Source organism: Staphylococcus sp. 510, from assembly GCF_057219715.1.
This window is the reverse complement of record NZ_JBXVVK010000010.1, coordinates 82,574-102,879: the sequence shown is the minus strand read 5'-3', so window position 1 is coordinate 102,879 and position 20,306 is coordinate 82,574. Positions and strand designations below refer to the sequence as shown.

Annotated in this window: 19 protein-coding genes and 1 other annotated feature; all 19 genes read left to right on the top strand. The window is 34.3% G+C overall.

All coding sequences use genetic code 11. From position 1 onward, the window contains the following. Position 1 precedes the first annotated feature (1 nt). Positions 2 to 2,455: an ATP-dependent Clp protease ATP-binding subunit gene (locus tag AC2D8K_RS09090; protein ID WP_484698534.1), complete on the top strand. Its 2,454-nt coding sequence runs from the start codon at positions 2 to 4 to the stop codon at positions 2,453 to 2,455. Positions 2,456 to 2,800: 345 nt separating this feature from the next. Beyond that, positions 2,801 to 4,165, top strand: a complete 1,365-nt coding sequence (gene radA, locus AC2D8K_RS09085) for a DNA repair protein RadA (protein ID WP_484698532.1) — start codon at positions 2,801 to 2,803, stop codon at positions 4,163 to 4,165. Between the two features lie 26 nt (positions 4,166 to 4,191). Then, positions 4,192 to 5,265, top strand: a complete 1,074-nt coding sequence (locus AC2D8K_RS09080; RefSeq protein WP_002451202.1) for a PIN/TRAM domain-containing protein — start codon at positions 4,192 to 4,194, stop codon at positions 5,263 to 5,265. 285 nt (positions 5,266 to 5,550) lie between these two features. Beyond that, positions 5,551 to 7,005 carry a glutamate--tRNA ligase gene (gene gltX / locus AC2D8K_RS09075; RefSeq protein ID WP_484698529.1) on the top strand — a complete coding sequence of 485 codons (1,455 nt, stop codon included), beginning with the start codon at positions 5,551 to 5,553 and terminating at the stop codon, positions 7,003 to 7,005. Positions 7,006 to 7,396: 391 nt separating this feature from the next. Then, positions 7,397 to 8,026 (top strand): serine O-acetyltransferase, encoded by a 630-nt coding sequence (gene cysE / locus AC2D8K_RS09070; RefSeq protein ID WP_171970107.1) that lies wholly within the window; start codon positions 7,397 to 7,399, stop codon positions 8,024 to 8,026. Further along, on the top strand, positions 8,010 to 9,410 hold the full coding sequence (gene cysS / locus AC2D8K_RS09065; protein WP_207024492.1) for a cysteine--tRNA ligase: 1,401 nt from the start codon (positions 8,010 to 8,012) through the stop codon (positions 9,408 to 9,410). Before cysE ends, cysS begins: the two co-directional genes overlap by 17 nt. Position 9,411: 1 nt before the next feature. Next, a complete protein-coding gene (locus tag AC2D8K_RS09060; RefSeq protein ID WP_037552091.1) occupies positions 9,412 to 9,801 on the top strand; it encodes a Mini-ribonuclease 3 in 390 nt (129 codons plus the stop codon). A 4-nt stretch (positions 9,802 to 9,805) separates the two neighbouring features. Beyond that, the gene (rlmB, locus tag AC2D8K_RS09055) at positions 9,806 to 10,552 is read left to right on the top strand and encodes a 23S rRNA (guanosine(2251)-2'-O)-methyltransferase RlmB (protein WP_049423914.1); all 747 of its coding nucleotides are present in this window, start codon (positions 9,806 to 9,808) and stop codon (positions 10,550 to 10,552) included. Next, the gene (locus AC2D8K_RS09050; RefSeq protein WP_207024491.1) at positions 10,552 to 11,079 is read left to right on the top strand and encodes an NYN domain-containing protein; all 528 of its coding nucleotides are present in this window, start codon (positions 10,552 to 10,554) and stop codon (positions 11,077 to 11,079) included. The genes rlmB and AC2D8K_RS09050 overlap by 1 nt, the downstream gene beginning before the upstream one ends. A 52-nt stretch (positions 11,080 to 11,131) precedes the next feature. Continuing rightward, the gene (locus tag AC2D8K_RS09045) at positions 11,132 to 11,734 is read left to right on the top strand and encodes a sigma-70 family RNA polymerase sigma factor (RefSeq protein WP_241960290.1); all 603 of its coding nucleotides are present in this window, start codon (positions 11,132 to 11,134) and stop codon (positions 11,732 to 11,734) included. A 124-nt stretch (positions 11,735 to 11,858) separates the two neighbouring features. Beyond that, entirely contained in the window at positions 11,859 to 12,002 is a 144-nt protein-coding gene (gene rpmG / locus AC2D8K_RS09040) for a 50S ribosomal protein L33 (RefSeq protein WP_002451211.1), read from the top strand. Between the two features lie 51 nt (positions 12,003 to 12,053). Continuing rightward, positions 12,054 to 12,236 carry a preprotein translocase subunit SecE gene (gene secE / locus AC2D8K_RS09035; protein WP_484698538.1) on the top strand — a complete coding sequence of 61 codons (183 nt, stop codon included), beginning with the start codon at positions 12,054 to 12,056 and terminating at the stop codon, positions 12,234 to 12,236. 10 nt (positions 12,237 to 12,246) lie between these two features. Further along, positions 12,247 to 12,795: a transcription termination/antitermination protein NusG gene (gene nusG / locus AC2D8K_RS09030; RefSeq protein ID WP_002451213.1), complete on the top strand. Its 549-nt coding sequence runs from the start codon at positions 12,247 to 12,249 to the stop codon at positions 12,793 to 12,795. A 180-nt stretch (positions 12,796 to 12,975) separates the two neighbouring features. Beyond that, positions 12,976 to 13,398, top strand: a complete 423-nt coding sequence (rplK, locus tag AC2D8K_RS09025) for a 50S ribosomal protein L11 (RefSeq protein ID WP_002451214.1) — start codon at positions 12,976 to 12,978, stop codon at positions 13,396 to 13,398. A gap of 216 nt (positions 13,399 to 13,614) precedes the next feature. Then, on the top strand, positions 13,615 to 14,310 hold the full coding sequence (gene rplA / locus AC2D8K_RS09020; protein WP_002451215.1) for a 50S ribosomal protein L1: 696 nt from the start codon (positions 13,615 to 13,617) through the stop codon (positions 14,308 to 14,310). Between the two features lie 351 nt (positions 14,311 to 14,661). Next, positions 14,662 to 14,807 (top strand) — a sequence feature (ribosomal protein L10 leader region). Between the two features lie 39 nt (positions 14,808 to 14,846). Further along, the gene (rplJ, locus tag AC2D8K_RS09015; protein ID WP_002451216.1) at positions 14,847 to 15,347 is read left to right on the top strand and encodes a 50S ribosomal protein L10; all 501 of its coding nucleotides are present in this window, start codon (positions 14,847 to 14,849) and stop codon (positions 15,345 to 15,347) included. 39 nt (positions 15,348 to 15,386) lie between these two features. Further along, positions 15,387 to 15,755 carry a 50S ribosomal protein L7/L12 gene (gene rplL / locus AC2D8K_RS09010; protein WP_002451217.1) on the top strand — a complete coding sequence of 123 codons (369 nt, stop codon included), beginning with the start codon at positions 15,387 to 15,389 and terminating at the stop codon, positions 15,753 to 15,755. A 158-nt stretch (positions 15,756 to 15,913) separates the two neighbouring features. Further along, positions 15,914 to 16,522: a class I SAM-dependent methyltransferase gene (locus AC2D8K_RS09005; protein ID WP_484698525.1), complete on the top strand. Its 609-nt coding sequence runs from the start codon at positions 15,914 to 15,916 to the stop codon at positions 16,520 to 16,522. A 217-nt stretch (positions 16,523 to 16,739) separates the two neighbouring features. Next, complete coding sequence (rpoB, locus tag AC2D8K_RS09000; RefSeq protein ID WP_002451219.1) at positions 16,740 to 20,291, top strand: DNA-directed RNA polymerase subunit beta; 3,552 nt, start codon at positions 16,740 to 16,742, stop codon at positions 20,289 to 20,291. Positions 20,292 to 20,306: the final 15 nt, after the last annotated feature.

The window sequence follows — 20,306 nt, the reverse complement described above, 5'->3', positions numbered from 1 at the left end:
TATGCTATTTGGTAGATTAACTGAACGTGCACAAAGAGTATTGGCTCATGCACAAGAAGAAGCAATTCGATTGAACCATTCAAATATTGGAACAGAACATCTTTTATTAGGTCTAATGAAAGAACCTGAAGGTATCGCAGCAAAAGTATTAGAAAGTTTTAATATTACAGAGGATAAAGTTATTGAAGAAGTTGAGAAACTAATTGGTCATGGTCAAGCACCTATGGCAACATTACACTATACACCTAGAGCTAAAAAAGTGATTGAATTATCAATGGATGAAGCACGTAAGCTACATCATAACTTTGTTGGAACAGAACATATTTTACTTGGCTTAATCCGTGAAAATGAAGGTGTAGCAGCACGTGTATTTGCTAACCTTGATTTAAATATCACAAAGGCACGTGCACAAGTGGTTAAAGCATTAGGAAGTCCAGAAATGAGTAATAAAAACGCTCAAGCAAATAAATCTAATAACACACCTACATTAGATGGTTTAGCACGTGATTTAACAATTATTGCTAAAGATGGCACATTAGATCCAGTTGTGGGTCGAGACAAAGAAATTACTCGAGTTATAGAAGTACTTAGTCGTCGTACTAAAAATAATCCTGTATTAATTGGTGAGCCAGGTGTAGGTAAAACAGCAATTGCGGAAGGATTAGCTCAAGCAATAGTGAACAATGAAGTGCCCGAAACACTAAAAAACAAACGTGTCATGTCACTAGATATGGGTACGGTTGTAGCTGGTACAAAATACCGTGGTGAATTTGAAGAACGATTGAAAAAAGTAATGGAAGAAATTCATCAGGCTGGTAATGTGATTCTATTTATTGACGAATTGCATACATTAGTAGGTGCAGGTGGCGCTGAAGGTGCTATAGATGCTTCAAATATCCTCAAACCGGCATTAGCTCGTGGCGAATTACAATGTATTGGTGCCACAACGTTAGACGAATATCGTAAAAACATTGAAAAAGATACCGCTTTAGAGCGTCGTTTCCAACCTATTCAAGTTGATGAGCCTACAGTTGAAGACACTGTATCAATCTTAAAAGGACTTCGTGATCGTTATGAAGCACATCACCGTATCAATATTTCAGATGAAGCTTTAGAAGCGGCTGCTAAATTAAGTCATCGTTATGTATCAGATCGTTTCTTACCAGACAAAGCGATTGATCTAATTGACGAAGCAAGTTCAAAAGTAAGATTGAAGAGTCATACAACACCTAATAATTTAAAAGAAATTGAACAACAAATTGAAAAAGTAAAAAATGAAAAAGATGCAGCTGTCCATGCACAAGAATTTGAAAATGCAGCTAACCTAAGAGATAAACAAACAAAATTAGAAAAACAATACGAAGAAGCTAAAAATGAATGGAAAAACTCACAAGATGGGGTGAGTACATCATTATCAGAAGAAGATATTGCTGAAGTTATTGCGGGTTGGACAGGTATCCCATTAACTAGAATTAATGAGACAGAATCAGACCGTTTACTAAATCTAGAAGATACACTACATCATAGAGTTATTGGTCAAAAAGATGCCGTTACATCCATCAGTAAAGCTGTTAGACGAGCAAGAGCAGGCTTGAAAGACCCTAAACGTCCAATTGGTAGCTTTATATTCTTAGGGCCTACAGGTGTAGGTAAAACTGAATTAGCCCGTGCTTTAGCAGAGTCAATGTTTGGTGAAGATGATGCTATGATTAGGGTTGATATGAGTGAGTTTATGGAAAAACATGCTGTCAGTCGTTTAGTCGGAGCCCCTCCAGGCTATGTTGGACATGATGATGGCGGTCAATTAACTGAAAAAGTAAGACGTAAACCATATTCAGTTATCCTATTTGATGAAATTGAAAAAGCACATCCAGATGTATTTAATATACTTTTACAAGTTTTAGATGATGGTCATTTAACTGATACTAAAGGACGTCAAGTTGATTTCCGAAATACAGTTATCATTATGACATCCAATGTTGGTGCACAAGAATTACAAGACCAACGTTTTGCTGGTTTTGGTGGTGCAGATGATGGTCAAGACTATGAATCTATACGTAAAACAATGATGAAAGAGCTTAAAAATGCTTTCCGTCCTGAGTTCTTAAACCGTGTGGATGATATTATTGTCTTCCATAAATTATCTAAAGATGAACTTAAAGAAATCGTCACTATGATGGTGAATAAATTAACATTGCGTTTATCAGAACAAAATATTAATATCAAAGTTACTGAAAAAGCCAAAGAAAAAATTGCTGAAGAAGGTTATGACCCAGAATATGGCGCAAGACCATTGATTCGTGCAATTCAAAAAACAGTTGAAGATAATCTAAGTGAATTAATCTTAGATGGAAATCAATTGGAAGGTAAAGAAGTAACAGTGGACCATGATGGTGAAGCATTTAAATATGATATTCAAGATAGAAAAGAAGATAAGGCTTCTACTGAAGCGTAAACAATTATAGACTCTATTATGCTATAAGAGGTGGGAACTGAAGTATTCCCACCTCTTTATTTATATTCCGATAACACTATTATTCTAATATTTCCAATGATTACTAAATTGAGTTGTGACATAATAGAAATCAATGCTAGTGATATATAATTGTCTTTATTGATAATAGTAGAAAAGCATTAATTAATAAAAATTAAAATTTACATATTATTACGAAAAAATGACTTTATCGAATTGAATTATGAATACTTTTAAAAAATTAATTAAAGCATTAACATTTAATTTGTCATTATGAAAGTGTCAGTTTAAAATAGATTTGTTCTTAAATATAATGGAGGTGCGAAATTGGCCAAGAAAAAGATAATATTCGAATGTATGGCATGTGGCTATCAATCTCCAAAATGGATGGGAAAGTGTCCTAATTGTGGTGCATGGAACCAGATGGAAGAAATAGTAGAAAAAGCAGCCAACCCTAAACATGGTGTTAAATCTAAAGAAGCAGCAGGAAAAGTACAAACATTAGATAGTATCAAAAATGAATCAACACCACGTATTCTTACAGAATCTAAAGAATTTAACCGTGTACTTGGTGGAGGGATTGTCAATGGATCATTAGTGTTAATAGGCGGAGATCCAGGAATTGGGAAATCCACGTTACTTCTACAAATTTGTGCCTCACTCTCACAATCTAAAAATGTTTTATATATAACAGGTGAGGAATCAATTAACCAAACCAAATTACGTGCAGATCGTTTAGAAGAAGATTCAAGTCAATTACAAGTATTAGCTGAAACAGATTTAGAAGTCATCTATCAAACAGTTAAAGACATTAATCCGGACTTACTAGTCGTCGACTCTATCCAAACGATATACCATCCAGAAATCAGTTCTGCACCAGGGTCTGTGTCACAAGTTAGAGAAAGTACGCAAAGTTTAATGAATATAGCTAAACAAATGAATATAGCTACATTTATTGTTGGACATGTTACAAAAGAAGGTCAAATTGCTGGACCAAGATTACTTGAACATATGGTGGATACTGTATTGTACTTCGAAGGTGATGAACATCATGCTTATCGAATACTAAGAGCAGTTAAAAACCGTTTTGGTTCGACAAATGAGATGGGAATATTTGAAATGAAACAGAGTGGTCTTAAGGGTGTTCTGAACCCTTCAGAGATGTTTTTAGAAGAACGTTCAACTAACGTGCCAGGTTCAACAATTGTTTCAACTATGGAAGGTACAAGACCACTACTTATTGAAGTACAGGCGCTTGTAACACCGACTACATTTAATAATCCACGTCGTATGGCTACTGGTATCGATCACAATCGTTTAAGCCTATTAATGGCAGTTTTAGAGAAAAAAGAAAATTATCTACTACAACAACAAGATGCTTATATTAAGGTTGCTGGTGGCGTAAAATTAACTGAACCTGCAGTTGATTTAAGTATCATCGTCGCTACAGCTTCAAGCTTTAAAGATAAAACTGTAGACGGCTTAGACTGCTTTATTGGTGAGGTAGGTCTAACAGGAGAAGTAAGGCGGGTTGCTAGAATAGAACAACGTGTGCAAGAAGCGGCTAAGTTAGGGTTTAAGAGAGTTATTATTCCACAAACTAATATTGGTGGTTGGACTTTCCCTGAAGGTATTAAAGTAGTAGGCGTTTCATCAGTACACGAAGCATTAAAATACGCATTTAATTCATAAATGATTTGAAAGAGAGGGGGTAAAAAATGAATCCATTAAGATTAATGGTTGTAGCTATTTATATGATTATTGGTGCGACTTTAGGAATTATTATTATTCCAGAAGTTGTGAATGATTTAGGATTTAACCAATTTCCAATTTTGACGAATCATTATATAGACGGACTCATTGGGATTATTGTATTTTTTATTATTTTTGGTTTCTTTATCAAACAAATTACATTTGCTTTTAAAGAGTTAGAACATACAATCATGAAGCGTAGTGCTGTAGAAATATTATTTGCTACAATTGGCTTAATTATTGGACTACTAATCTCTGTAATGATTTCATTTATTTTAGAATTAATAGGGAATTCAGTTTTAAATCATTTTATTCCAATTATTATTACAATGATTTTATGTTATTTTGGCTTTCAATTTGGCTTAAAAAAGAGAGACGAAATGCTTATGTTTTTGCCAGAAAACATCTCACGTTCAATGTCTCAACATTCATTTAAAGCAATCCCTAAAATCATCGACACAAGTGCCATTATTGACGGGAGAGTTATAGATATTATGAAATGTGGATTTATGGACGGAGAGGTACTTATTCCACAAGGTGTGATTAATGAACTACAAGTCATCGCTGATGCTAATGATAGTGTTAAACGAGAAAAAGGACAAAGAGGTTTAGATAAACTGAATCAAATATATGATTTAGAATATCCCACACGTGTAATACACCCAACAAAATCACATAGTGATATAGATACTTTGTTGATTAAATTAGCAAAACAGTATCATGCACATATTATTACAACAGATTTCAATCTTAATAAAGTTTGTCACGTACATGGAATAAGTGCGTTAAATGTTAATGATTTATCTGAAGCGATTAAACCCAATGTACACCAAGGAGACCATTTAAATATCTTACTTACTAAGATGGGGAAAGAGCCAGGTCAAGGAGTTGGTTATTTAGACGATGGTACTATGGTTGTTGTTGATAATGCTAAGAAATTGATAGGACAACATGTTGATTTAGAAGTTATTAGTTTATTACAAACATCATCAGGACGTATTGTCTTTGCTAAAAACTTAAATGAAATAACGGAAGAATGATTATTGTATATGGAAAATCAGTTTCATGTGAAACGAGTTAAAAACCTAGTAGTATGAATACACGAAAAATGAAGGCTAGTAACTTATCAAAGTAGCGTAGAAGTGCTACAATTGTTTCTGACACAATTTGTATTATCAATGATTCATGTTTGACAGATAGACATTATATTTATCATAAAAACTAAATCATAGATAAACATTCGTTACATATTCAATAAGGAAAGTTGAATGAATATTGTTACAATATATAAATATCGATAATTAAAAACTACAGGAGTGGATAAAATGAGTGAACGCGTAAGAGTAAGATACGCACCAAGTCCAACAGGATACTTGCATATCGGTAATGCACGTACTGCCTTATTTAACTATTTATTTGCTAAGCACTATGGTGGCGATTTTGTAGTGCGTATTGAAGATACTGATAGTAAACGTAATTTAGAGGATGGCGAATCTTCACAATTCGATAACTTAAAATGGTTAGGATTAGAATGGGACGAATCAGTTGATAAAGATAAAGGTTATGGACCATATCGTCAATCTGAACGTGCAGATATCTATAACCCACTTATTAAGCAATTATTAGATGAAGATAAAGCTTATAAATGTTATATGACTGAAGAAGAATTGGAAGCAGAACGTGAAGCGCAAATTGCACGTGGAGAAATGCCAAGATACGGTGGTCAACATGCTCACTTAACAGAAGAGCAACGTCAACAATTCGAAGCGGAAGGTCGTCAACCATCAATTAGATTCCGTGTACCTAAAGATAAAACATATACTTTTAATGATATGGTTAAAGGTGAAATTTCATTTGATTCAAATAATATGGGTGACTGGGTTATCGTGAAAAAAGATGGTGTGCCAACATATAACTTTGCCGTAGCCATTGATGATCATTACATGGAAATCAGTGATGTTATACGTGGTGATGACCATGTTTCAAATACGCCTAAACAATTAATGATTTATGAAGCATTTGGATGGAAAGCACCTAGATTTGCTCATATGTCACTTATTGTTAATGAAGAACGTAAGAAACTAAGTAAACGTGATGGACAAATTTTACAATTCATCGAGCAATATCGTGATTTAGGTTATTTACCAAAAGCGTTATTTAACTTTATTACATTATTAGGTTGGTCACCTGAAGGTGAAGAAGAAATTTATTCTAAAGAAGAATTCATTAAAATCTTTGACGAAAAACGATTATCTAAATCACCTGCATTCTTTGATAAACAAAAATTAGCATGGGTTAATAACCAATATATGAAACAAAAAGATACTGAAACAGTATTTGAATTAGCACTACCACATTTAATTAAAGCTAACTTAATCCCAGAAAACCCTTCTGAAGAAGATTTAGATTGGGGACGTAAACTTGTTGCTTTATATCAAAAAGAAATGAGTTATGCTGGTGAAATCGTTCCACTTTCAGAAATGTTCTTCAATGACATGCCTGAATTTGGTGAAGAGGAAAAAGAAGTAATCAATGGCGAACAAGTGCCAGAACTAATGACACACTTATATGGCAAATTAGAAGCACTTGAACCATTCGAAGCAGCGGAAATTAAAAAAACGATTAAAGAAGTACAAAAAGAAACTGGTATTAAAGGTAAACAATTGTTTATGCCAATTCGTGTTGCGGTTACAGGACAAATGCATGGTCCTGAATTACCAAATACAATTGAAGTGCTTGGTAAAGATAAAGTATTATCACGTTTGAAAGAATATATCTAAGCATATTGATAAAATCAAAAAAGTTGAAATTCACACTTGAAAAATTATAATTTAACACATAATATTGAATGTAATAAGTGAATTAAAACAAAGGATTAGTAATTAAATAGTACATGATGCAGAGAGTGTGCGGTGGCTGCGAGCACAACATGGAAATTAATGAATGCACCTTTGATAGTTAAATTATATATGGATTAAATGAGAGTAAATTTATGTGATATAATACATTGAATTGATGTATATACAAAGATTTACTGAACGAAGAGTGGAACCGTGCTTATGCGCCTCTAACCCAAAAGTTAGAGGTGCATTTTTTATTTTATTCAAATATACAAATTAAAGAACTAATATTAGTTGTAAAGCTAAGGGGGAGAATGTTTTGTTAAGAAGAATGAGAGACGATATAAAAATGGTGTTTGAACAGGATCCAGCGGCACGCTCAACTATTGAAGTTGTTACAACATATGCAGGATTACATGCGGTATGGAGTCATTTGATTGCGCATAAATTATATAATAATCAGCGTTATGTAGCTGCCAGAGCTATTTCACAAATATCAAGATTTTTTACAGGTATTGAAATTCATCCTGGAGCTAAAATTGGTAAACGTTTATTTATCGACCATGGTATGGGCGTAGTGATTGGTGAAACGTGCACGATTGGGGATAATGTAACGATATATCAAGGTGTAACTTTAGGTGGGACTGGTAAAGAAAAAGGTAAAAGACATCCAGATATCGGGGATAATGTCCTTATCGCAGCTGGGTCAAAGGTTTTAGGCAATATTCAAATTAGTTCTAACGTAAATATAGGTGCGAATTCAGTAGTGTTACAATCAGTACCAAGTTATTCTACAGTTGTAGGTATACCTGGCCATATTGTAAAACAAGATGGTAAACGTATTGGTAAAACATTCGATCATCGTAATTTACCTGATCCATTATTTGAACAAATTAAACACTTAGAAAGACAACTTGAAAAAACAAGAAACGGAGAGATTCAAGATGATTACATTATATAATACGTTAACACGTCAAAAAGAAACATTTGAACCAATAGAACCAGGTAAAGTTAAAATGTATGTTTGTGGTCCAACCGTGTATAACTATATTCATATTGGGAATGCTAGACCGGCGATAAATTATGACGTTGTGCGTAGATATTTTGAATATAAAGGTTATGAAGTGGTATATGTATCCAACTTTACAGATGTCGACGACAAATTAATCAAACGTTCAAAAGAATTAAATGAAAGTGTTCCTGAAATTGCAGATAAATATATTAAGGCATTTTATGAGGACGTAGGTGCACTGAATGTTAAAAAAGCAACATCAAATCCAAGAGTTATGAATCATATGGATGAGATTATTGATTTCATCAAAAAATTAGTGGATGAAGGATATGCTTATGAAAGTAATGGCGATGTCTATTTCAGAACTCGTCAATTTAAAGACTATGGTAAATTAAGTCACCAATCAATTGATAATTTAAAAGTAGGTGCACGTATTGAAGCTGGCGATCAGAAAGAAGATGCACTTGATTTCACTTTATGGAAAAAGGCTAAGCCAGGTGAAATTAGTTGGGAAAGTCCATTTGGAGAAGGTCGTCCAGGTTGGCATATAGAATGTTCAGTTATGGCATTTCATGAACTAGGCCCAACTATTGATATTCATGCAGGTGGATCAGATTTACAATTTCCTCACCATGAAAATGAAATTGCACAATCTGAAGCACATAACCATGCACCATTTGCTAACTATTGGATGCATAATGGCTTTATCAATATTGATAATGAAAAAATGAGTAAGTCATTAGGTAACTTTATTTTAGTACATGATATTATCAAAGAAATTGACCCAGATGTATTAAGATTCTTTATGATTAGTGTTCATTATCGTAGCCCAATCAACTATAATTTAGAACTTGTGAGCGCTGCTAAAAGTGGGCTTGAACGTATTAGAAATAGTTACCAACTTATCGAAGAAAGAGAAGCTATCGCGACAGATATAGATAATCAGGAAGAATATATCAATCAAATTGATCAAATTTTAGAAAACTTTGAAACAGTAATGGATGACGACTTTAACACTGCTAATGCAGTAACAGCATGGTATGATTTGGCTAAATTAGCGAATCGATATGTTTTAGAAAACGTAACATCTACAAACGTAATTGCTAAATTTAAAGAAGTATATCAAATATTCAGTGATGTCTTAGGAGTTCCGCTAAAAGGAAACCAACAAGATGATCTATTGGACGAAGAAATTGAAAAATTGATAGAAGAGCGAAATGAAGCTCGCAAAAATAAAGACTTCGCACGTGCTGATGAAATTAGAGATCATTTAAAAGAACAAAATATTATTTTAGAAGATACACCTCAAGGTGTTAGATTTAAACGTGGATAATATGAATATTAAATTACTGAACCCGTTAACATTAGCCTATATGGGAGATGCCGTTTTAGATCAACATGTTCGAGAATATATCGTACTCAAATTACGAAGTAAACCCAATCGATTACATCAAATGTCTAAGTTATATGTGTCAGCGAAAAGCCAAGCACAGACACTTGAAACACTTATTGGTGAGGCATGGTTTACTGAAGAAGAAATGGATATATTAAAAAGAGGGCGCAATGCCAAAAGTTATACTAAAGCTAAAAATACAGACGTTCAAACGTATCGTAAAAGTTCTGCATTAGAAGCGGTAATTGGCTTTTTGTATCTAGAACATAGAGAAGAACGATTGAAAGCATTACTAAATAAAATCATAGAAATAGTTAACGAGAGGTCGTGAGTACGTGGAAGATATAGTCATTGTTGGTAGACATGCAGTAAAGGAAGCCATTATTTCAGGTCATTCTATAAATAAAATTTTGATTCAAGACGGTATAAAAAAACAACAAATTAACGATATTTTAAAAAATGCAAAAGATCAAAAACTAATAGTACAAACAGTACCAAAATCCAAATTAGATTTCTTATCAACTGCACCTCATCAGGGTGTAGCAGCATTAGTAGCACCATATGAATATGCAGATTTTGATCAATTTTTAAAGCAACAAAAAGAAAAAGATGGTTTATCTACGGTTATCATACTAGATGGATTAGAAGATCCTCATAATCTCGGATCAATCTTAAGAACGGCTGACGCATCAGGTGTTGATGGCGTGATTATTCCTAAACGTCGTTCTGTTTCATTAACTCAAACGGTTGCTAAAGCATCTACAGGTGCAATTCAACATGTGCCAGTGATTAGAGTAACAAACTTAGCCAAAACCATTGATGAATTAAAAAGCAACGGTTTTTGGGTCGCTGGTACAGAAGCGAATAACGCAACAGATTATAGAGACTTAGAAGCTGATATGTCATTAGCAATTGTAATTGGTAGTGAAGGGCAAGGTATGAGTAGATTAGTAAGTGATAAATGTGATTTTTATATTAAAATTCCTATGGTCGGTCATGTGAATAGTTTAAATGCATCTGTTGCTGCTAGTTTAATGATGTATGAGGTATTCCGTAAAAGACACTCGAACGGAGATAAATAATGAAAGAACGTTATTTAATAATTGATGGGTATAACATGATTGGCCAATCACCAACGTTAAGTAAAATTGCCAAGGAAAACTTAGAAGAGGCGAGAGAACAACTCATTGATGCGATTGCAAACTATAATGCTGTTATTGCCGATGAAATTGTTTGTGTCTTTGATGCTTACGAACAATCCGGCCTAGAAAGAGAATATATGTACCATGGCGTGAAAACAGTATTTACTAAAGAAAAGGAAACGGCAGATAGTTTTATTGAACGATATGTGTATGAATTATACGATAAACATACAACGCATATTACAGTTGTGACGAGTGATATGAGCGAACAACATGCTATTTTTGGTTCAGGCGCTTATCGCGTATCTTCAAGAGAAATGTGGAGAGATTTGAGAGAAAATCAAATAACGGTGAGTAAATCCCTCGAAGATATTACAGAAACAAAGCCAAGAACTCGAATTCCGCTATCAGAAGACATACTTGCAGAATTTGAAAAAATACGAAGAGGAAACCACAAAAAAGACTGATTTTGCAACATTGTTATTTAGAAAGTGTTTCATATAAAATAGCCTTAAAATTTTGAAAGGCAACTATGGTATGACACAAAAGAATAACAACATAAAACAGCAATCAGTATTATTATCAAAGTCACAAAAAATAGATTTAGAATTAAAAGCTATCCTTCAACAATTCAATTCTTTTATTGTGGGTAGAATTAATTACATTTCTCAAAATGATTTTGAAAAAGACGACCTCTATCAAGAAGTACTCATCAAACTATATCTAGCACTTAAACGCCAACAGTTTCAATATGATGATTCGTTTATAAAATATATATCGCGCCTCATCAAATCAGTGAAATGTGATTACTATCGACGGTATTATACTCAACAAAAGCGGTTTACGAATGTAGTGAATGATGCTGTGGTTGAATATCAAACGAATTTGCTTGACCATGATCGAGTTGAAAAAGAAATCTTAACATGTGAAGCAATCAAACTATTAAATGATGCGTGTGAGAAATTAACTAAACAAGAACGAGAAGTATTTGAGTTATATAGTAAAGGTTATAAACCAAAAGAAATTGCACGTTTACTAAATATAAAAGACAAAGTAGTTTACAATGCGATACAACGTTGTAAAATGAAAATAAGACATCATTTAGAATATAGATTAAAATAATAGTGTAGTGTGACGACAATCTGTTCCCACTAATACTTACTGTGATAGTCATATATCAGTTTGACATTCGTATTTAGATTTATGTATAGTAGACTGGTATATTAATGAGTAAAGGTGAATGAAAGTGAAAAAAGTACCCTTGAATTGTGAAGAGTGTGGCAATAGAAATTATCATGTACCCAAAAAAGAAGGTTCAGCAGAACGATTGACCCTTAAGAAATACTGTTCAAGATGCAATGCTCATACAGTACATAAAGAATCAAAATAAACAATAATCAAATGTTTAATGGCTATTGTTAAAGATTTGGAGGTTTTATTAGTGGCTAAAAAAGAAAGCTTTTTTCAATTTGTAAAATCAGAAATGGAAAAGACAAGTTGGCCAACTAAAGAAGAATTGTTTAAATATACTGTTATAGTAGTATCAACAGTAATATTCTTCTTAGTCTTTTTCTATGCCTTAGATTTAGGAATTACAGCATTGAAAAATTTATTAATAGGTTAGGAGTGGCGACATGTCTGAAGAAGTAGGCGCAAAGCGTTGGTATGCAGTGCATACATACTCAGGATATGAAAATAAAGTTAAAAAGAATCTTGAAAAAAGAGTAGAATCAATGAATATGACAGAACAAATCTTTAGAGTTGTCATACCTGAAGAAGAAGAAACACAAGTTAAAGATGGTAAAGCAAAAAAACTTGTGAAGAAAACATTCCCTGGTTATGTGCTAGTTGAACTTGTAATGACAGATGAGTCATGGTACGTAGTAAGAAATACACCAGGTGTGACTGGATTTGTCGGTTCAGCTGGAGCTGGTTCAAAACCTAACCCATTACTACCAGAAGAAGTTCGCTTTATTCTTAAACAAATGGGATTAAAAGAAAAAACAATCGATGTCGAGTTAGATGTTGGAGAACAAGTACGCATTAAATCTGGACCATTCGCAAACCAAGTTGGAGAAGTTCAAGAGATTGAAGCGGAAAAATTCAAATTAACTGTTTTAGTTGACATGTTTGGACGTGAAACACCAGTAGAAGTAGAATTTGATCAAATCGAAAAATTATAGTGAGATGCTTTAACGTTTTTAAATGTAAAAGTTGAAATTTTACTATTGCTTTTTGAAATAAAAAAGTGTTAAAATAATGTGGTCGCGCTTTTAGAGCGTTCATTTCGTCACGAAATGTTAAGAGTGGGAGGGCAAAACTGAGCCCTGTGACCACATCACGATATCAAGGAGGTGCACATCGTGGCTAAAAAAGTAGAAAAAGTAGTTAAATTACAAATTCCTGCAGGTAAAGCAAACCCAGCACCGCCAGTTGGTCCAGCATTAGGTCAAGCAGGTGTGAATATTATGGGATTCTGTAAAGAGTTCAATGCACGTACTCAAGAACAAGCAGGTTTAATCATTCCGGTAGAAATTAGTGTATATGAAGACCGTTCATTTACATTCATTACAAAAACTCCACCGGCTCCAGTACTACTTAAAAAAGCAGCTGGCGTTGAAAAAGGTTCAGGCGAACCTAACAAAAACAAAGTTGCTTCAGTAACTAAAGATCAAGTACGTGAAATTGCTAACAGCAAAATGCAAGACTTAAATGCTGCTGACGAAGAAGCAGCTATGCGTATTATCGAAGGTACTGCTCGTAGTATGGGAATCACTGTAGAATAATAAGTAATCAAATTTAATTTGAAATGAACTGATTTAGACGATAAAAGCAGGTAACAGAATAGGTAAACAATCCATATTGTCTATGACATCTTATTACACTTTGGTCTCTATGGCTAATTTGATTAAGACACTATCTGTTATCTGCTCTTAACTTGTGGCTAACACAAGTAAATGTGGGAGGAAATTCCGCTAAAACCACTAAAGGAGGAACAATAAATGGCTAAAAAAGGTAAAAAGTATCAAGAAGCAGCTAATAAAGTTGACCGTACTCAATACTATAGTGTTGAAGAAGCAATCAAATTAGCTAAAGAAACAAGCATTGCTAACTTTGACGCATCAGTTGAAGTTGCATTCCGTTTAGGAATTGATACACGTAAAAATGACCAACAAATCCGTGGTGCAGTTGTACTACCAAACGGAACTGGTAAATCACAACGTGTATTAGTATTCGCAAAAGGTGACAAAATCACTGAAGCTGAAGAAGCAGGTGCAGATTACGTAGGTGAATCTGATTACGTACAAAAAATCCAACAAGGTTGGTTCGACTTTGACGTAGTAGTTGCTACTCCAGACATGATGGGCGAAGTTGGTAAACTTGGTCGTGTATTAGGACCTAAAGGTTTAATGCCAAACCCTAAAACTGGTACTGTAACTATGGATGTTAAAAAAGCTGTTGAAGAAATCAAAGCTGGTAAAGTTGAATACCGTGCTGAAAAAGCTGGTATCGTACATGCTTCTATCGGTAAAGTTTCATTTAGCGATGAAAAATTAGTTGAAAACTTCAAAGCCTTACAAGATGTATTAGCAAAAGCTAAACCATCTTCATCTAAAGGTACTTACTTCAAATCTGTTGCTGTTACAACAACAATGGGTCCTGGAGTTAAAGTTGATACTGCTTCATTCAAACTATAATTTAAATATATTTAAATTACATCAAGCCTAGGACAATGAATGTTCTAGGCTTGATTTTTGAAAGAGAAAATTGACGATTTTTATAAACGTTGTATTTTAATTGTATTTAAGTAAACAATATGTAGTCAGCATCTGAGTTATTCGATTTCAAAATGTAATTGGATCCTGATCATTTTGGTTTGACTATACTAAGGGATCAAAAATATCAGAATTACTCAGATAAACTTTAAGCATTAAAATGCATAGGAATAGGAACGCCTGAGCAAAGCTCATGCATAAGAAACTCTAAGCATTAAAATGCAAAGAGTTTCTAAAAATATATTGACATATTACAATTAAACGGTTATATTAATTATTGTGATTATTTTACCTAAGACAGCAGGAGTTATTTGATAACTTAAAAACCGATCCTGCCGAGGCTAAAATTGACTTGAACGTGACTATTAAACTTTCAAGCACTTTTTGCCGTGGGTAGAAAGTGCTTTTTTTATTAATCTTAAAAAAAGCACCGAAAAATACTAAATGGAGGTGTCTGAATGTCTGCTATCATTGAAGCTAAAAAACAATTAGTTGATACTATTGCTGATCAACTTAAAAACTCAGTTTCAACAGTGATCGTTGACTACCGTGGATTAACAGTAGCTGAAGTTACTGAATTACGTAAACAATTACGTGAAGCTGGTGTTGAGTATAAAGTATACAAAAACACAATGGTACGTCGCGCAGCTGAAAAAGCTGGAATCGAAGGCTTAGATGAATTCTTAACAGGTCCAACTGCTATTGCAACTTCAACTGAAGATGTTGTAGCTCCAGCAAAAGTTATTGCAGGATTTGCTAAAGAACATGAAGCTTTAGAAGTTAAATCAGGCGTTATGGAAGGAAATGTTATTTCAGCAGAAGAAGTTAAAACTGTTGGTTCATTACCTTCACACGACGGTCTTGTATCTATGCTTTTATCTGTATTACAAGCTCCAGTACGCAACTTCGCTTATGCGGTTAAAGCTGTTGGAGAACAAAAAGAAGAAAGCGCTGAATAATTGCGCATAAAAAATTAAAAATAACGGAGGAATTATAAAATGGCTAATCAAGAACAAATCATTGAAGCAATTAAAGAAATGTCAGTTTTAGAATTAAACGATTTAGTAAAAGCAATTGAAGAAGAATTTGGTGTAACTGCAGCAGCTCCAGTAGCAGCAGCAGGTGCAGCTGGCGGCGGAGAAGCAGCAGCTGAAAAAACTGAATTTGATGTTGAATTAACTTCAGCTGGATCTTCAAAAATCAAAGTTGTTAAAGCTGTTAAAGAAGCAACTGGCTTAGGATTAAAAGATGCTAAAGAATTAGTAGACGGAGCTCCTAAAGTAATCAAAGAAGCTATGCCTAAAGAAGACGCTGAAAAACTTAAAGAACAATTAGAAGAAGTTGGAGCTACTGTAGAATTAAAATAGTTCTAGTTTCCTAACTAAATAATATGGTTATTGATTTTGAATCGTAGCCACATTCTTTGAGAAGTTAAAAACCCCGTTATCGCGATAACGGGGTTTTTAATTCATTTATAGCTAAATTTATAATGATAGGAATGCAAAAGACTAATAGAGGTGAAAACATGAGTCATTACTACGACGAAAATCCGGATGTAAAAAGTGATGAAAAGCATATTACTTATGAATGTTATCAACATTCTATTAATTTAATAACAGATAAGGGTGTATTTTCTAGAGATAAAGTAGATTTTGGATCAGATTTACTAATCCAATCATTCTTGAAGGCAAATCCTCCTGGACCAAGTAAAACGATTGCAGATGTAGGTTGTGGATATGGGCCGATTGGGTTGATGATCGCCAAAGTATCACCGCACCACCAGATTACAATGTTAGACGTCAATCGTAGAGCATTAGAATTAGCTAAAAAGAATAAAAAGAAAAATCATATTGAAAATGCGGATATTTTTGAAAGTGATGGTATGACTCAGGTTGATGATAACCAATTTGATTTTGTATTAACAAATCCGCCAATCAGAGCGGGTAAAGCTGTTGTTCATCGTATTTTTGAAGAAGCGTATCAAAAACTGAAAAGCAATGGCGAATTATATGTTGTTATTCAAAAAAAGCAAGGTATGCCTTCGGCTAAAAAGAAAATGGATGAATTATTTAACAATGTGGAAGTTGTGAATAAAAGTAAAGGATACTATATATTGAAAAGCGTAAAGGCTTGATTTAAAAGTATTATTCTGATATAGTTATAAAATGTAAAAATTTATGTTCAATAAGTGTGTACTTTTACGCAAAAACAAATAAGTAAATCAAGATAAATATAGAATAGAAAATGGTGTCATCTGAAGTGTTGCCGTTTTCTTTTTGTCTTTAAATCTTGTGATACTCTTTGTTTTATTAGTAAAAGCAACCCACACAATTTTTGAGGGGTGAATCTGTTTGGCAGGTCAAGTTGTCCAATATGGAAGACATCGTAAACGTAGAAACTACGCGAGAATTTCAGAAGTATTAGAATTACCGAACTTAATAGAAATTCAAACAAAATCTTACGATTGGTTCCTTAAAGAAGGTTTATTAGAAATGTTTAGAGACATTTCTCCGATTGAAGATTTCACAGGAAACCTATCTTTAGAATTTGTTGATTATAGATTAGGTGAACCAAAATACGACTTAGAAGAATCAAAAAACCGTGACGCTACTTATGCTGCACCTCTTCGTGTAAAAGTACGTCTTATTATTAAAGAAACTGGCGAAGTGAAAGAGCAAGAAGTATTTATGGGTGATTTCCCATTAATGACTGATACAGGTACCTTTGTTATTAATGGTGCAGAACGTGTTATCGTATCACAATTAGTACGTTCACCATCCGTATATTTCAATGAAAAAATTGATAAAAACGGACGTGAGAACTACGATGCAACTATTATTCCTAACCGTGGTGCATGGTTAGAATATGAAACTGATGCTAAAGATGTAGTTTATGTACGTATTGATAGAACTCGTAAATTACCATTAACTGTATTATTAAGAGCATTAGGTTTTTCTAGTGACCAAGAAATCGTTGATTTACTTGGCGACAGTGAATACCTACGCAATACACTTGAAAAAGATGGTACTGAAAATACTGAACAAGCATTATTAGAAATTTATGAGCGTTTACGCCCTGGCGAACCACCAACAGTTGAAAATGCTAAAAGTTTATTATATTCACGTTTCTTCGATCCAAAACGTTATGACTTAGCAAGCGTTGGTCGTTATAAAGCAAATAAAAAACTTCACTTAAAACACCGTTTATTCAATCAAAAATTAGCAGAACCAATTGTTAATAGTGAAACAGGTGAAATAGTTGTTGAAGAAGGAACAGTCCTTGATCGTCGTAAGTTAGACGAAATCATGGATGTGTTAGAAGCAAATGCTAATAGTGAAGTGTTCGAGTTAGAAGGAACAGTTATTGATGAACCAGTTGAAATTCAATCAATTAAAGTATATGTTCCAAATGATGATGAAGGTCGTACAACTACAGTAATTGGTAATGCTTTACCAGATTCTGAAGTTAAATGTATTACACCAGCTGATATTATTGCTTCAATGAGTTATTTCTTTAACTTATTAAGTGGTATTGGTTATACAGACGATATTGATCATTTAGGTAATCGTCGTTTACGTTCAGTAGGCGAACTATTACAAAACCAATTCCGTATTGGTTTATCAAGAATGGAACGTGTGGTACGTGAAAGAATGTCTATTCAAGACACTGACTCAATCACACCACAACAATTAATCAATATCCGTCCCGTTATTGCATCAATTAAAGAATTCTTTGGTAGTTCTCAATTATCACAATTCATGGACCAAGCTAACCCATTAGCAGAGTTGACACATAAACGTCGTCTATCTGCTTTAGGACCTGGTGGTTTAACACGTGAACGTGCTCAAATGGAAGTGCGTGACGTACACTATTCACACTATGGTCGTATGTGTCCGATTGAAACACCAGAGGGTCCAAATATTGGATTAATCAACTCATTGTCTAGTTATGCACGTGTAAACGAATTTGGTTTCATTGAAACACCATACCGTAAAGTGGATTTAGACACTAATGCGATAACAGACCAAATCGATTATTTAACTGCTGACGAAGAAGATAGTTATGTTGTTGCCCAAGCGAACTCACGTTTAGATGAAAATGGACGTTTCTTAGACGATGAAGTAGTTTGTCGTTTCCGTGGTAATAACACAGTGATGGCTAAAGAAAAAATGGATTACATGGACGTTTCACCTAAACAGGTTGTTTCAGCCGCTACAGCTTGTATTCCATTCTTAGAAAACGATGACTCTAACCGTGCATTGATGGGTGCGAACATGCAACGTCAAGCAGTACCATTGATGAACCCTGAAGCGCCATTCGTTGGTACAGGTATGGAGCATGTTGCTGCGCGTGACTCAGGTGCAGCTATTACAGCTAACCACAGAGGTCGTGTAGAGCATGTTGAATCTAATGAAATCTTAGTACGTCGTTTAGTAGAACAAGATGGTCAAGAGTATGAAGGTGAATTAGATCGCTATCCATTAGCGAAATTCAAACGTTCAAACTCAGGTACTTGTTACAACCAACGCCCAATTGTTGCTACAGGTGACATTGTTGAATACAACGAAATTTTAGCCGACGGTCCTTCAATGGAATTAGGTGAAATGGCATTAGGCCGTAACGTAGTTGTAGGATTCATGACATGGGATGGTTATAACTACGAGGATGCTGTAATCATGAGTGAACGTCTAGTTAAAGATGACGTATACACTTCTATCCATATTGAAGAATATGAATCAGAAGCACGTGATACTAAACTAGGACCTGAAGAAATCACTCGTGACATTCCTAACGTTTCCGAAAGTGCACTTAAAAACCTAGACGAACGTGGTATTGTGTATGTCGGTGCTGAAGTTAAAGATGGAGACATCTTAGTAGGTAAAGTAACGCCTAAAGGTGTTACAGAGCTTACAGCCGAAGAAAGATTATTACATGCCATCTTTGGTGAAAAAGCACGTGAAGTACGTGATACATCATTACGCGTACCACATGGTGCTGGCGGTATTGTTCTAGATGTTAAAGTCTTCAATCGTGAAGAAGGAGACGACACATTATCACCAGGTGTTAACCAATTAGTACGTGTTTATATCGTTCAAAAACGTAAAATTCACGTCGGAGATAAAATGTGTGGTCGTCATGGTAACAAAGGTGTCATCTCAAAAATCGTTCCAGAAGAAGATATGCCATATTTACCAGATGGACGTCCAATTGACATCATGTTAAACCCACTAGGTGTACCATCACGTATGAACATCGGACAAGTTCTTGAATTACATTTAGGTATGGCTGCTAAAAACTTAGGTATCCATGTTGCATCTCCAGTATTCGATGGTGCTAATGATGATGACGTATGGTCAACTATCGAAGAAGCTGGTATGGCACGTGACGGTAAAACTGTATTATACGATGGTCGTACTGGTGAACCATTCGACAACCGTATTTCAGTTGGTGTTATGTACATGCTTAAACTTGCACACATGGTTGACGATAAATTACATGCGCGTTCAACTGGTCCATACTCATTAGTAACGCAACAACCACTAGGTGGTAAAGCTCAATTTGGTGGTCAACGTTTCGGTGAGATGGAGGTATGGGCACTTGAAGCATATGGTGCTGCATACACATTACAAGAAATCTTGACTTATAAATCAGATGATACAGTAGGTCGTGTTAAAACATACGAATCTATTGTTAAAGGCGAAAATATCTCTAGACCAAGTGTTCCTGAATCATTCCGAGTATTGATGAAAGAATTACAAAGTTTAGGGTTAGACGTTAAAGTGATGGATGAGCAAGATAACGAAATCGAAATGGCAGACATTGAAGATGAAGATGTAACAGAACGCAAAGTAGATTTACAACAAAAAGATGCGCCAGAATCACAAAAAGAAATTACTGATTAATATGCACTTAAGATA